General features: G+C 40.7%; 12 protein-coding genes. All 12 read right to left on the bottom strand.

Annotated elements, in window-relative coordinates:
* Positions 1–123: 123 nt before the first annotated feature.
* Positions 124–1,035 carry a UDP-N-acetylmuramate dehydrogenase gene (gene murB, locus MHH68_RS07400; RefSeq protein WP_339165681.1) on the bottom strand — a complete coding sequence of 304 codons (912 nt, stop codon included), beginning with the start codon at positions 1,033–1,035 and terminating at the stop codon, positions 124–126.
* 31 nt (positions 1,036–1,066) lie between these two features.
* Positions 1,067–2,161 (bottom strand): undecaprenyldiphospho-muramoylpentapeptide beta-N-acetylglucosaminyltransferase, encoded by a 1,095-nt coding sequence (gene murG / locus MHH68_RS07395; protein WP_339165680.1) that lies wholly within the window; start codon positions 2,159–2,161, stop codon positions 1,067–1,069.
* 197 nt (positions 2,162–2,358) lie between these two features.
* Positions 2,359–3,459, bottom strand: coding sequence for a stage V sporulation protein E (spoVE, locus tag MHH68_RS07390; RefSeq protein WP_339165679.1), 1,101 nt, complete (start codon positions 3,457–3,459; stop codon positions 2,359–2,361).
* Positions 3,460–3,518: 59 nt separating this feature from the next.
* Positions 3,519–4,874 (bottom strand): UDP-N-acetylmuramoyl-L-alanine--D-glutamate ligase, encoded by a 1,356-nt coding sequence (murD, locus tag MHH68_RS07385; protein ID WP_339165678.1) that lies wholly within the window; start codon positions 4,872–4,874, stop codon positions 3,519–3,521.
* Positions 4,875–5,849, bottom strand: coding sequence for a phospho-N-acetylmuramoyl-pentapeptide-transferase (mraY, locus tag MHH68_RS07380; RefSeq protein ID WP_003211854.1), 975 nt, complete (start codon positions 5,847–5,849; stop codon positions 4,875–4,877). It abuts the gene before it with no gap.
* Positions 5,850–5,984: 135 nt separating this feature from the next.
* A complete protein-coding gene (locus MHH68_RS07375; protein WP_339165783.1) occupies positions 5,985–7,460 on the bottom strand; it encodes a UDP-N-acetylmuramoyl-L-alanyl-D-glutamate--2,6-diaminopimelate ligase in 1,476 nt (491 codons plus the stop codon).
* A gap of 212 nt (positions 7,461–7,672) precedes the next feature.
* On the bottom strand, positions 7,673–9,592 hold the full coding sequence (locus tag MHH68_RS07370) for a stage V sporulation protein D (RefSeq protein ID WP_058014054.1): 1,920 nt from the start codon (positions 9,590–9,592) through the stop codon (positions 7,673–7,675).
* 125 nt (positions 9,593–9,717) lie between these two features.
* Positions 9,718–11,868, bottom strand: a complete 2,151-nt coding sequence (locus MHH68_RS07365) for a penicillin-binding protein (protein ID WP_058014486.1) — start codon at positions 11,866–11,868, stop codon at positions 9,718–9,720.
* Between the two features lie 7 nt (positions 11,869–11,875).
* The gene (ftsL, locus tag MHH68_RS07360; RefSeq protein WP_012009864.1) at positions 11,876–12,223 is read right to left on the bottom strand and encodes a cell division protein FtsL; all 348 of its coding nucleotides are present in this window, start codon (positions 12,221–12,223) and stop codon (positions 11,876–11,878) included.
* Positions 12,224–12,260: 37 nt separating this feature from the next.
* Positions 12,261–13,193 (bottom strand): 16S rRNA (cytosine(1402)-N(4))-methyltransferase RsmH, encoded by a 933-nt coding sequence (rsmH, locus tag MHH68_RS07355; RefSeq protein ID WP_058014055.1) that lies wholly within the window; start codon positions 13,191–13,193, stop codon positions 12,261–12,263.
* 66 nt (positions 13,194–13,259) lie between these two features.
* A complete protein-coding gene (gene mraZ / locus MHH68_RS07350; protein ID WP_003211163.1) occupies positions 13,260–13,691 on the bottom strand; it encodes a division/cell wall cluster transcriptional repressor MraZ in 432 nt (143 codons plus the stop codon).
* Positions 13,692–13,819: 128 nt separating this feature from the next.
* Positions 13,820–15,439 carry a bacillithiol biosynthesis cysteine-adding enzyme BshC gene (gene bshC / locus MHH68_RS07345; RefSeq protein ID WP_339165677.1) on the bottom strand — a complete coding sequence of 540 codons (1,620 nt, stop codon included), beginning with the start codon at positions 15,437–15,439 and terminating at the stop codon, positions 13,820–13,822.
* Positions 15,440–15,468 lie beyond the last annotated feature (29 nt).

Raw genomic sequence — 15,468 nt, 5'->3', positions numbered from 1 at the left:
ACTCTTCACCTCATTCAAAGCTGCTTGTCGACACCTTTGGGTCATCATTTTGATGAGAAAACAAACGGCATGAAAGAATGCCGTTTGTTTTCCTCTGATGTCATCATTCATAAAAACTACCTGTTAATTTTCTTCACCGATAATTTCTACTTCTGTATGCATCTCTACGTTGTAGTCTTCTTTAATTTTCTTTTGGATGAACTGAATTAAGTCCAGCACGTCTTGAGCAGTGGCTCCACCAGCATTGACAATAAAGTTGCCGTGCATATCAGAAATTCTAGCTCCGCCGATTTGGTATCCTTTTAAATTCGCTTTTTCTACAAGCTGTCCTGCATATTCAGGCAGCGGATTTCGAAAAATACTGCCAGCACATGGCCGATTATAAGGCTGGGTTTCTTTGCGATAATCTTTATTTTGCTGCATCTTCTTTGTGATTTTCTCGCGGTCATCCTGCTTGAGCTTAAACACAGCTTCTAGAACAATGCCAGGTCGTTCCTTTTGTAGGACTGACGTCCGATAGCTAAAATTCATTTGTTCATTTGTAAGCCACTCGATGCTTCCATCTTCAAATAAGATTCTAGCTTTCACAAGAATCTTACTGATATCAGATCCATGTGCACCTGCGTTCATATAAACAGCTCCGCCAATAGATCCCGGAATACCAGCTGCGAATTCCAGTCCTGAAAGACCTTGTTTACTAAGTGATGTTGCGAGCCTTACGACAGAGTAGCCGCCGCCGACTGTAATTTCTTCATCATTTACAGTTAGGTGATCCAGTCCAGCACCCAGCTTTAGGACAACTCCTCGAATTCCTTTATCGAGTACAAGTAAATTCGACCCTCTTCCAATAACCGTCCAATTCGTATGGTGTTTTTTCACATGATCCATGATCGTTTTCACTGCACCGATATCTTTTGGGATGATCAAAAGATCTGCTGGTCCGCCTATTTTCATTGTTGTATGATTCGCAAGCGGCTCATTTTCAAGTACTTTACCAACTTGCGCTTCTAATAATTCATTCTTCAAGTTCTCCATATTACCCTCCGCCTTACCTAATATCATTCCATCATGTAGTCGTAATTTCTTTTAACACATTATATAAACGTGTAGCCGCATCTGGTACTCCTAGTTCTTTCGTTAAACGGCTCATTTGATTGAGTTTTTCTTCATTACCAGCAATTTTATCAATGGCATGAAGCAGACGATCCCCTGAAAGCTCTGATTCTCTTAAAACAATCGCAGCCTCATGTTTTTCAAGTGATCTTGCATTGATTTCCTGATGATTTGCCGTCACGTATGGGCTCGGAATAAAAATGGTTGGGATTCCAAGAGCCGTTACTTCAGCAATTGTTGTAGCTCCTGCTCTTGCAACAATCACATCGATCGATTTCAGGTACTCTGGCATTTGATGCAAGAAAGGTTTTGTGATCATGTTAGGTGCTGCACCTTTTTCCATTAGTTCATTCAACACTTTTTCATAATGAACCTCACCTGTGATATATAAAAGCTGGTAGTTTTTAGCCTTTAAATCATCTTGCATTTCGATCACTGCTCTATTGATAGGAGCAGCACCTCGACTCCCCCCGAAAATAAGAACCGTTTTTTTCTTTTCATCCAGCCCGAATTCTTTAAGAGATTTCCCCTCTTTTATAGAGACGACTTCAGAGGCTCTAGGGTTTCCCGTAAATACAACCTTTTCAGAAGGAAAATGTGCCTTTGCTTCATCAAAGCATATGGCTACCCTATTAACATATCTCGCTAGGAACTTATTTGTAATACCAGGCAGGCTGTTTTGTTCGTGTATAATAGTTGGGATCTTCAGCTTAGAAGCCGCATAAACCACAGGCCCACACACATAACCGCCTGTTCCAATAACCGCATCAGGCTTGAATTCTTTTAAGTAAGATTTGCTTTTTTGAACGCCTTTTAAAAATCTCATCACCGTTTTGACGTTATCAAAGGAAAGCTTTCGTTTAAAACCTGAAATTTCTATCGCCTTGAAAGGGATATTTTCTCTTTCTACAATTTTCTTTTCAAGTCCATTTTCAGTACCGATATATAAAAATTCCACATCAGGATGTAGTCTTTTCACTTCTTTAATAAAGGCTAAGGCCGGATAAATATGACCGCCTGTTCCGCCTCCACTGATTACTATACGCATTATACCATTTCCCCTCAATTTTTTTCTGCTCTGAACAAAGTATAAACCCTGTTTTAAACAACAGGGCTCCATTAAAACCTGTAAAGAAGAGTCAAAATACACGTTTTCTAAACAAAAACTGTCATTTTCACTCTTCAAATCATTTTTTTATACTTTTGCAAAATAAACGTCAACATGGTTTCATTAGCTTCAGCACGCTAATATCTTGCGTACCTGCTTACATTCAGAAGTACACCAATCGCCATCAGCATTAATGTCAATGATGAGCCGCCATAACTAAGGAATGGGAGCGTGATACCTGTCACAGGAATAAGTCCAGTGACAACTGCGATGTTAATCATTACTTGAATGGCAACCATTGAAATAATACCAACTGCTAGGAAACTCCCATATAAGTCTGGAGCTCCAAGTGCTATTCGTATGCCTCTCCATAATAGAACACTAAAGAGGAGCAAAATGAGTGACCCCCCTATAAAGCCAAGCTCTTCAGACAATATCGCAAAGATAAAGTCCGTTTGGGGCTCAGGTAAATAGAAGAATTTTTGTCTACTTTGACCAAGTCCCATTCCGAACAGACCACCTGGACCAACAGCGTATAAGGATTGAATAATTTGAAACCCACTGCCTAGTGGATCTTCCCAAGGATTTAAATAAGATGTAATTCGTTTTATTCGGTAGGGTGCTGATAAGACAAGTGCAGCAAACCCGCTGAGCCCTATAAGACCGAGAAACATAAAGTGTGCAATTCTCGCACCTGAAACAAATATCATAATAATACAGGTTCCAACCATCACCGTTCCTGTTCCCAGATCCGGTTGAAGCATAATGATGGCAAATGCAGAAAATACAATGCCTAAAGCTGGGGCAAAACCTTTGCGAAAGGATGTGATATTTTTTTGTTTTTCAGATAAGAATTTTGCAAGAAACGCAATCATCGCAAGCTTCATAAATTCAGAGGGCTGAATACTAAACGCACCGACACCGATCCAGCTTCTTGATCCATTTCTCTCCATCCCGATGCCAGGAATAAGTACAAGCAGCAAAAGGAGAAAACAAACAGCAATCAATATCTTTGACCAAGTCCGCCACGTCCAATAATCGACTCGCATAATGAAAAACATTGCGATAACTCCGATTCCGGCAAACAAAAGCTGTCTTTTTGCAAAATAAAACGAATCATCAAATTTATACGATGCCCACACAGCACTAGCGCTGTACACCATAATTAAACCAATCGTCAATAAAAGTAACGTAATGACAACAAGCAAAAAATCCGGAGAAGTTTTCTTATTCGTCAAGAGACCGACACCCCAAGCATAATTTCATTTGGGCTGTCAGTCATACGAGAGACAAGCCCTTATTTAAGCATATGCACGGCGTTTACAAACATGTCTCCACGTTCTTCAAATGTTTTATGTTGATCCCAGCTTGCACAAGCTGGAGATAATAAAATCACGTCTTCTTCTTCAGATATGTTAAACGCCGCAGGTACTGCTTGTTCAACATTATCGACATGTTTTACGTGATGTATTCCAAGCTCTTCACCAAGCTTCACAAACTTAGGTGCAGTCTCACCAAATGTGATAATTCCTTTTACATGTTTCATAAAAGGTTTCAACTCATCAAATTCATTACCTCGATCAAGTCCACCTGCTAATAAAATAGTCGGTTGTTCGAAGGCTGACAATGCTTTACTTGTTGCCAAAATATTAGTTGCTTTACTATCGTTATAAAATTTACGACTCTGAATTGTATCTACAAATTGAAGACGATGCTTCACTCCACCAAATGTCGTGAGAACGTGAACGATTGCTTCATTTGAGCAGCCTGCATTTTTTACAACACAAATAGCTGCCAGGATGTTTTCTTGATTATGCTCACCAGGAAGGACAACATCCTTTACATCAATGATATGTTCATTCATGTAGTAAATTGCACCATGTTGAATAAACGCACCATGTTTTACTCGTTCTTTCACTGAGAAAAACACTTTTTTTGCTTTTGAACCTTCTGCTAATTTTACAACGGAAGGATCATCTAGGTTAATTACAGCGATGTCATCTTCCTGTTGATGTGCGAATACTTTCTGCTTTGCTTTTTCATATTCATCACGAGTGTGGTGATAATCTAAATGCGCATCAAAAATATTTAATATTAAGCTGATTTTAGGTCTAAATTCAACTGTTCCCATTAACTGAAAAGAAGAGAGTTCTGTTACGATCCACTCATCGCCAGCTGCATTTGCAGCGACTTCACAGGCAACTGTTCCAATATTACCCGCCACTAATGTTTTTTGGCTGTCTTGTTTCAGCATTTCATAAATCAATGTCGTGGTAGTGGTTTTTCCATTCGATCCAGTAATCCCAATAAAAGGAGAGAAGGTTAAATGATACGCTAATTCTATTTCCGTCCAAACTGGAATTTGGCGGCGAAGCGCTTCTTGAACCATCACATTTTCATATGGAATGCCTGGATTTTTAATTAAAATTGTAATGTCTTTATCTTCGAATATACGAAGAGGATGACTGCCACAAATGACATCAATCCCCTTTTCAGAAAGTAGCTGAGCAGGTTCATTTTCTTCAAACGGTTTTTGATCATTTACCGTCACATTTACTCCATGTTCATGAAGAATTGAAGCCGCCGCATATCCGCTTTTAGCAAGACCTAATACTAGTACATGTTCGTTTTTTAACATTTGCATCTTATTCAATTATAACCACACCTCGATGTAAATTCCTAAAACAGCAAGTAATAAACCAGCTGTCCAGAAGGTGACAACTACTCTCCACTCTGACCAGCCAACTAACTCATAGTGGTGGTGAAGCGGACTCATCTTAAAGATTCTTTTGCCGGTTGTTTTAAAGGAGATGACTTGAAGAATAACGGATAACGTCTCAACAACAAATACTCCACCAATAATGACAAGTAAAATTTCAAGCTTCGTTAAAATCGCAATTGCTACAATGGCTCCGCCTAATGCTAGAGAACCTGTATCCCCCATAAATACTTTTGCAGGATGTGCGTTAAACACAAGGAAGCCAAGGACGGCTCCTGCAACAGCTACTGAAAAGATCGCTACATCATACTGAGATTGATTCCAAGCCAGTATAGCAAATGCTCCGAAAGCAATAGCAGCGGTTCCAGATAAGAGACCATCCAGTCCATCCGTTAAATTCACAGCATTAGAACCTCCGACAAGCATGAAAACAACAAGGATAAAGTAAGCCCATCCTAAATCAAAACTGACGTCTGTTCCTGGAATGCGAATCGTCGTTGCAAACTGATAATAATGAAAAACTGCATAAAAGATCACAGCGATCACAATTTGACCGATTAATTTCTGTTTCGATGTTAAACCAAGATTTCGTTTCATCGCTACTTTAATATAATCATCTAAAAATCCTAATAGGCCGTAACCAAGTGTGACAAATAACAGTAAAAACATTTCTGGACTAATCTCAGAAAATTTGTTGATCATCACAATCGTTGTAATAGTAATAGAAAAGATAATCATGATGCCGCCCATTGTCGGCGTCCCAGATTTCTTTTGGTGAGACTGCGGACCTTCTTCTCTAATACTTTGACCAAATTTAAGTCTTCTTAAAAACGGTATAAAAATCGGGGATAAAAGAACACTGATTAAAAATCCCATTATGATTGTAAACAATATCACCTGTTCAAGCATCGTTCTTTACTCCTTCCGAATTTCCAAAGCCGTTTTCCATCAAAAAATTGCATTCATTATTATGGTATTCATTCTCGTTCTTCATATGTTGTTTTTGTACAAAATGCTTCATTTCATTACACTCTTTTCATCATTTTAAGATTTGTTTAGATCTAAAATAGCGTCAACAGCAACCTTTGCATCATCAAAGTCATAGACTTGATCGCCAATAATTTGATAGGTCTCATGACCTTTACCCGCTATTAAGACTGTATCGCCTTTTTTCGCATTGGCAATGGCAAAGAAGATCGCTTGTTTCCGATTCACAAAGCTATGATAATATGCGTCTGGTACCCCGTTTTCCATATCTTTTAAAATGGCTGAAGGATCTTCGCTTCTTGGGTTGTCTGATGTAAATACAGGTTCATCTGCATATTTCACAGCGATTTGAGCCATCTGAGGACGCTTTGTTTTATCACGGTCGCCGCCGCAGCCAATTACACAGAAAATTTTCCCCTCTGTTAATTCTCTACATGTTGTGAGGACATTTTCTAAGCTGTCAGGTGTATGCGCGTAATCGACGATGACAGGGAAGTCTTGATCGCAGTTTACAAGTTCAAATCTGCCTTTGACTCCTTCCAGCTCTTCAATCGCACTCACGATCGTCTCAAATGTTAAGCCAGATACGATGCCAACTGATACAGCTGCAAGGATATTATACACATTGAACTTTCCGACGAGGGCAACCGTCACTTTTTTGGTGCCGATTGGAGTGACCAGATCAAACTGAGTTCCCTTCGGCATGATTTGAATATTTTTTGCCATGACATCCGCTTTTTGCTCTAAGGCATACGTCATGACTTCAGCAGCTGTGACTTTTTCAAAATAACTCGAAGCCTCATCATCTGCATTTAAAATCGCATGCTTCGGTTTATTGTGATGAAAGGCACTTCCAAGCTGAGAAAACAGCAAGCTTTTCGCATGTTTATATTCTTCCATTGTGTTGTGGTAGTCAAGATGGTCCTGCGTAAGGTTTGTGAAAACCGCAATATCATAATCACATCCATGTACTCTGCCAAGATGGAGTGCATGTGATGATACTTCCATGATGGCTGTGTCTACATCTTGATCAAGCATCTGTTTAAACGTTTTCTGAAGTGTGACACTTTCAGGTGTGGTGTTTTTCACGTCGAGAATGTCATCATTCACCTTCATATACATCGTACCGATTAAGCCTGTTTTCTTCTCGGCTTTTCTCATCATTTGTTCGATCATGTGTGTTGTTGAGGTTTTTCCATTTGTGCCTGTGATCCCTATGAGATTCAGCTTATGAGTGGGCTGTTCATAAAACGCATCAGCTATTCTTGCTAGTGCTCTTTGAGAGTGTTTCACAATAATGACTGGTACATTTGTTATGTTAAGAGGGTGTTCTGCTACAATGGCTGCAGCCCCGCTTTTCACCGCTTTTTCTGCGTAATCGTGTCCATCTACTGTATAGCCTTTTATACAGACAAAAAGGCTTCCCTCTTTCACCTCTCTTGAATCCATTTCAATGGAAGTGATATCAGGATTTTCGTTTATCAATTCGTTGTTTTCACTTTTAAAGTATGTAAGCAGTTCTTGTAATTTCATTTTCATATCAAACCTCTCAAATTCGTTCACGTGCATGTCTTGTGAAAAAAACACACAGTCTATATTTTATCGTAAAAAAAAGGATACATCCAGCGTATTCCTTAAGTTTCTGTTGGAAAAAACACACTTTGGACTCTTTTTTTCAAACTGTCCTTCTCTTTCAACAAAAAGAGGCAGCCAAATGAGTGCGGCTACCCTCTGTTCATTCTTTATTATTCATCGTTTAAGTATAATCTGATCGTGGAACCTTCTTTGACTTTTGTCCCAGCAGCAGGTGATTGCTTCACTACTTTACTGCCAGTTCCTGAGGCATCGATCTTTAGGTTGATCAAGAGGGATTCAAGATCTGAAACAGATCCTCCTACAAGATTCGGTACTTCAATGGTTTTTGTGTCCAGCCACTGATACTTCTTTTCAATTTGGCCTTTTCTTTTTTTCACACCCATCTCAGGCAGGCTATCCCGCATAATATGACCAACAATTGGTGCGGCAACGGTACCACCAAATTGAATGGTGCCTTTTGGGTTATCCACAGCTACATAGACTACAATGCTCGGGTCATCTGCAGGCGCAAATCCGATAAACGACACAATGTGGTTATTCTCCATATACTTTCCGTCCTTTACCTTCTGTGCTGTTCCTGTTTTTCCGCCAACCCGATACCCTTCAACAAATGCATTTCGGCCAGTTCCTTGGGCGACTACACTTTCAAGTGCATACCTGATTTCTTTAGATGTTTCTGCTGATATCACTTTCTTTTTGGCAATCGGCGATTGCTTTTTCACGACCTCTTTTGTGATTGGATCTATCCATTCTTTTGCAATATAAGGCGTGTAAAGTGTCCCGCCATTTACTGCAGCTGCTACTGCAGCTACTTGCTGAATCGGTGTAACAGAAACACCTTGACCAAAGGCGGTGGTCGCCTGCTCTACAGGGCCTACACGATCAAGCGGGAACAAAATTCCCCGCCCCTCCCCCTGAAGGTCAATCCCAGTTTTTTGGCCAAATCCGAAATTTTTGATATAGGAAAATAATTTTTCTTTACCAAGACGGTCTCCTAGCTCTACAAAGCCGGGGTTACAGGAATTTTGAACTACTTCCAAGAATGACTGTGATCCGTGTCCGCCTTTTTTCCAGCACCTGAGTCTTGCACCATCAACTGTCACAGATCCGCTGTCAAAAAATGAATCGCGTTTTAAATTAACTTTCTTCTCTTCTAATGCTGCTGCAAGTGTAATAATTTTAAATGTCGAACCTGGCTCATATGTGCTCCACACCGGTAGATTTCGGTTGAACACTTTTGGATCAACTGATTGATAGTCAGCTGGATCAAAATCTGGTCTGCTTGACATTCCCAGCACTTCACCATTTTTCGGATTCATCGCAATCGCAATCATACCATCTGGATGATACTTTGCCTGCGCGTTGTCTAATTCCCGCTCTATAATAGTTTGTACTTTTGCATCAACTGTTAACTTCATATCAAGACCATCTTTAGGCGGTGTATAATCATCTGCTTCATCTGGCATTTTCTGTCCCTTGGCATCAGAATAAAATTTCACAGAGCCTTTTTCGCCTTTTAGGTCATCGTCATAGTAGGCTTCAAGTCCAAGTAAGCCTTGATTATCGATTCCAGCGAAGCCCAGTACATGTGAAAGAAAGCTGCCAAACGGATAATGTCTGATGCTGTCTTCTGCTACATACACACCTTCTAAATCAAGCTCTCTTACTTCTTTTGCTTTTTCATGTGATACCTTTCTGCCCTCAGGAGAAATTCGTTCAATTGATGTTTTCTTCGTGACGTGCTTGTACGCTTTCTCTTCAGACATATTCAACACTGCTGCCAACTTCTTACTTGTTTCTGCAGGGTCTTTAATTTGCCGAGGTACAACCAAAATAGATGGAGCACTTTTGTTCGTCGCAAGCTCTACTCCATTCCGGTCCAAAATATCTCCTCGTTCCGGTTCGAATGGAAGGTTTCGGCTCCATGAATCTTTAGCTAAGCTTGTTAGCTTCTCGCCCATAATAAACTGCACATATCCTAATCTAGTATCTATGATGAAAAAAATGATCACCCCAAACAGCAGCACGAAAAGCAATCGTTTTCTCACTGTTACACTCGACACTCGCACGCCCGGTTCACTCCTTACATATGGCTTATTTTCATCATATGCAGGCCCGTCCTTTTGTAGAACGCACCGTGATATTCTGCTGGAGCAAAAGAAAAAACCTAGCAAGTGATTTGCTAGGTTTAAAGTTAATTTGGGCTTTTAAATGTCACGGTAACGACTTTGTCTGAAATCTCCGCTCCACTTTTGACACTTTGTTTCACAGCATATCCTTGTCCATTTGTTTCTATATGCACACCGGCAATCGAAGCATATTGAAGAACTTCCCTTCTGGACCAGCCTGTCATATCAGGCATCTTAATGGTTTTTCCTGCTGTTTTTAAGAAGACTTTCTGGCTTTCAGAGAATTCAGAGCCCGCACTCGGCCACTGGCGTTTAATGGAGAGGCCGTCGCCGATGACAACAGGCGTTAAGTGTTTATTTTTGGCTTCTGTTTCTGCCTGCTTCACTTCTAAATCCAAGAATGAAGGCATCGTTTCTTGTTTCACTTTTTGTTCGCCTGATTTTTTATCGTCTGTTTTTGTTGGTGCAATATTTAAATATAGCAAACTATTTTTCATGACAGGGTTAAAGATTTGAGAAACCGGGGCTGACCCCGTTTCTGTTTCAGACAGCTGCGGCTGCTGAACAGCCACATACACAAGCAGCTTCGGATCATCTTTTGGCGCCATTCCCATAAATGAAAAGACATAATCGTTTCTTCCCTGGAGGTAACCGCCGGCACCGCCAATTTGTCCCGTTCCTGTTTTCCCAGCAACGTCAAAGCCTTTGATTTGATAAGGCTGGCCTGTTCCAATTTTCGAGGAAACAACCTCACCTAAAATGTCGCGGACTTGCTTCGCTGTATCAGATGAAATCGGTTTGCCTGCTGCTGTTGGTTCATGCTGCAAAATCGTTTTGTTTGTGTTCGGGTCTGTAATATGATCAATGACATATGGTTTCATCATCGTTCCGCCGTTTGCTATCGCTGTGGCTGCTTCGATTTGTTGAATCGGTGTGATGGCCGATGCTTGACCATAAGCTGTCGATGCTTTGTCATATTCATATCTATAATTGATTTTGCTAGACGCTTCGTTCGGCAAGTCAATCCCCGTTTTGTCATAGAAATGGAACTTCTGCAAATATTGTTCGTAGCGTGTGAAGCCTAGCTTTTCTTTTGCCAGCTTTGCAAAGGCCACATTTGACGAGCGAAGAACCCCTTGGTGAAAGTCAATTTTCCCCCAGCCGTTTCCGTTGTTGTGGTCTCGCACAAGGCCGCCGCCTACTTTATAAGTACCAGATTGATATTTTTCACTGCCTTGGTAGACTCCTTCTTGGATCGCCGCAGCAAGGGTGAAAATCTTCATCGTTGAACCTGGTTCAAACGCATATGAAATCACATCATTGTTATAATTCGTAATGTCTAGTTCATTTAAATTAAAGCTTGGCCGCTGCCCCATCGCGAGAACCTTTCCAGTCTTCGGATCAACGACTGTGGCAATGATTTTCTTCGGCTTATACTTTTTGGCAACCTGCGTCATACTTTCTTCAAGAAACGCTTGAATTTTCTGATCGATGGTCAGCGTGACATTTTTCCCGTCTTTCGGGGCGACGATGTCTTCTTTGCTATTCGGCAAAGCCCATCCGCTTCTGTCACTGTTATATGTCACATAGCCGTCTTTTTCTTTTAAAAATTTGTTCAGTGCCTTCTCAAGTCCCATTGCACCCGACATGTCCTTTGTCGCTTCATTTAACCTGGCATAACCGATGAGGTTAGAAGCAAACATGCCGTTTGGATAATATCGCTTCGTGTCTTTTTCAAATGCAATCCCTGGAAGCTTTAGCTTTTCAATTTTTTCCTTCGTTGAAAAACTGATATCCTTCCCCGCTTTCCCAAACTCCACTTGGAATGCATCTTTTGTATTGAGACGCTTTAAAATTTCGCTTTCACTCATATCGATGACTTTTGAGAGCTCTTTTGCCGTCTTTTCTTTATCGACGACATGCATTGGATGCTTAGGGTCCACTGTCATTTTCTTGCTCATGACCGCAATGAGCTTATACACAGATGTATCCTCAGCGATCACATTTCCATTCCGGTCTAAAATAGATCCTCTTTTGGCTTCAAGTGTTTTCTTCGATTGATATTGTTCATTTGCCTTGGCAGCTAATACTTGTCCATCAACTGTTCCAGTAATTTGAATATAAATAAAACGTGCTAGGATGATAAAGAAAAACAGGGCGAAGCAAATACTTGCAATTGCCGCGCCTCTGTTCATCATTTTATTCTTTTTAGGCATCGCCATGTTAATCGACCTTCTTAACATCTTTCGATATGCTTAAGCCTGCTTTTTTCGCAGCTTCAATGATTCTTTCTGGTTCACTCAGCAAGTCTTTTTCCTTTTGTAGCTCAGTGATCTTCTTCGATTCTAAAGATACTTGCTGTTCTAGCTTCTGCACTTCGATATTGGCATGATAGACAGCAAAAGCTTTAGAAATGATGAGAATCGAGCTGCACATAAGAGCCATAACAAACATGACAAGTAAGATTTTTTCACCAAGCGTGATAGACCCTCTTCTTTTAATGACAACCGATTGGCCTTGCTGCTCTGTTTGATGTTGCTTCACTTCTCTTTGATAAGCCAAATTACTCATAAGAAACCTCCTTTTTATCATCATCTATGGTGTCGTTTTACTTTTTTTCTGCAATTCGGAGCTTCGCTGAACGGGCACGGTTGTTATGTTCCAGCTCTTGTTCTGATGCAACGATCGGTTTTCTCGTGATCAGCTTGAGTTTTGGTTCAAGTCCTTCTGGAATCACTGGTAGTCCGTGCGGAAGTTCTGGAAGAGAAGACATTTCTCTAAATGTACTTTTACAAATCCGGTCTTCAAGTGAATGGAATGTAATGACAGAAATTCTCCCCTTCGGATTGAGTAACTCTATTGCTTGTTCTAGCGCTTCTTCAAATACTTTCAATTCATCATTTACGGCAATTCGGATCGCTTGAAACACTCTTTTCGCTGGATGTCCGCCAGTTCGTCTTGCAGGTGCCGGAATTCCTTCTTTGATAATGTCGACAAGCTCACCCGTTGTTTCAATTGGCGCTTTTTTTCTTGCTTCTTCAATTTTGCGTGCGATTTGCTTGCTGAACTTTTCTTCCCCATATTTGTAGAAAATCCGAACTAGATCTTCAAATGGCCATTCATTCACCACTTTTTTTGCCGACAATGCGGCTGATTGATCCATTCGCATGTCAAGAGGTGCATCATGGTGATAACTAAAGCCTCTCTCTGGTGTGTCGAGCTGAGGAGATGATACCCCAAGGTCAAAAATCACACCGTCTACGCTCGTAATACCTTGTTCATTCAGACGTTCTTTTAAATATCGGAAGTTGCTTTTTATGAAAAGAATGTTCGCTTTAAAATCTGCGAGCTTCTCTCGTGCATGATCCAGTGCAGCATCGTCTTGGTCAAATCCAATCAATGTTCCTTTTTCTGATAAATGAGATAGTAAATATGAGCTATGACCTGCTCCGCCTAGCGTGCAGTCCACATATGTACCGTCTTCTTTTACGTTTAAACCGTCAACTGTTTCTTTTAATAATACTGTCTCATGTTGAAACATGATGTTATGGTCCCACCTTTTTCAAATAGAAATGAATGTGTAGAAAGCTTGCTGCACAAGGGATTATTATATATCAAATCCAATCATGTTTTCAGCAATTTCAGCAAAAGAATCTTCTTGCTCTTCTGTATATTGTTCCCAGATCGACTTACTCCACAACTCAATTCGATTTGAAACGCCGATGACCACACATTCTTTTTCGAGTTTTGCATATTGGAGTAGGTTTGATGCGATGTTAATACGCCCCTGCTTGTCCAGATCGCATTCTACTGCGCCAGAGAAGAAGAACCGTGTAAACGCACGTGCATCTTTTTTCGTTAGCGGTAGTGCTTTGAGTTTCTCTTCGATTAATTTCCACTCACTCATAGGGTAGCCAAATAAACATTGATCAAGCCCTCTCGTCAGCACAAATTGTTCTCCGAGACCGTCTCTAAATTTAGCAGGGATGATCATGCGCCCTTTTGTATCAATCGTATGTTGGTATTCACCCATGAACATGATAATCAGAGCCCCACTTTCTCACCCATACTCTCCACTATCCACCACTTCTCTCCACAAAACTTATTCTACACTGTTTCTACATAAAAAAAAACCCTGAACTAGTCAGGGTTCATTAAAACTTTATTTCAAAGTTTGACAATTTGTTGCTTGTTTTGAAATGAAAATGGCAGATTTTTGAACGTTTTGAAGAATTCTGGACCATATTTGTTTAAAAAGTACATGATATTCCAAATTCTTTCCTGCGGGGCATCTAGTGGTTTTAAACTATTTTCAATTCGTTCAAAGTCCCGAAGGATATACCCTTCCTTCTCTTCCACACGCTGCGCCACCTTTTGATAAACAAATTGAAGCTGGTCTTCAATAAATTTGGCATTTTTATCTAGCAGCTGCTCGAAGTTTGGTTCAATCTCCAGTGCTTCTTGTCTCATCACGCCATGAGCATTTGCTAATTCACGTTTGGCGTGTTGAACCGCTTGAACAAAGCTGTCTGGAAGACTTTGCTGAAAGTGCGCTTCTTTCTTTTCTTTTACTCCATTTGTCAGCACTTCTTCTACCGACAGTTCTCTAACTGGCAGTTTCTTGTCGATATGCCTTTCAAGAATGGTCACATGCAACCTCGGAAGAACAGGCGCCATCTTTAATTTAAAATGCTCAAAGATTCCTTTCAGCTCTCCCCAATAGTTAACCTCACCGTGTCCTGCCATAAAGGCAAGTGTCGGGAGAAGGGTTTCCTGCATCAAGGGACGCGTCACCACATTGTTGCTAAACCGTTCTGGGTGCTCCTCCACTTCCTGCAAAAGCTCTTCCTTCGTCCATGTAAGCCCCACTTCTGATATAGAAAACCGGCCGTTCTCTTTTTCAATCAGGAAACGTTCCTCATCATATTCGTAAAACAGATTCGCCTGATTGTCACCAGCTTCAATAATCGGCTGATATCCTGCTCGTTTCATAGCAGCCTGTGATTCATTTAAGCGAGTAGTAACCGCATCATTTGTCTCGACAATGTGCTTGAATAACGCACGTTCGAGTGGTTTAACACCTAAGTCACCTGAATTAAGTAAAAGCAGTCCATCCTCTTCAAAGAGGTCACATACAATCCATTCAAAGAAATCAGTAAACGTTTGTGATTTGCGTAAACATCGAAGAAGCTGATCAAGCAAGTCATTGGTGTATGCAGATTCTTCATACGTTGAAAACACATCACGGAGCCATGTCTCGGTTTTTTCTTGATCAAGCGGGATTCTTTTCGCAGCCGCTTTTTTGACGTTATGTAATGACAGCTTTTGTTTCACTGGCCCTTTTTCGCCAGATGTGTACACAAAATTAATTTCATCTACGTCATGATCCTCACCGGCTACCCAAAAGACCGGAATCACTGGGACGCCAAGCTCTGTTTCTTTTTCTTTTGCAAACTGAATGATGGATATGATTTTATGTATGGTATAAAGCGGTCCTGTTAATAGACCAGCCTGCTGTCCTCCGACCACCATGACACTCCGTTCATCACGGATCTTTTCAATGTTCTGGCGCATCGCTGCCGATTCAAACTTTGCGTGGTATGCGCTCATATAATCCGCTAAAGCCTCGCGCGGGAAGCTCATTTCCATGAGATCGTCGTATCTCTTTTTCCATGTGTGCTCAGAATGTATATCATAATCAAAAAAAGTCGTCATCTCTTTTTTTTCTTCTATATAATCACGTATGAATAAATTCTGACTTCGGATGGAAAGTTCAGTCAATTGCATGTTTAGAACTTCCTTTCTTCAATAAATAG

The organism is Bacillus sp. FSL K6-2841 (assembly GCF_037976435.1).
GTDB classification, from domain to species: Bacteria; Bacillota; Bacilli; order Bacillales; family Bacillaceae; genus Bacillus; species Bacillus pumilus.
Note: the sequence above shows the minus strand (reverse complement) of the source record. Positions and strands in the feature narration are given on the sequence as shown.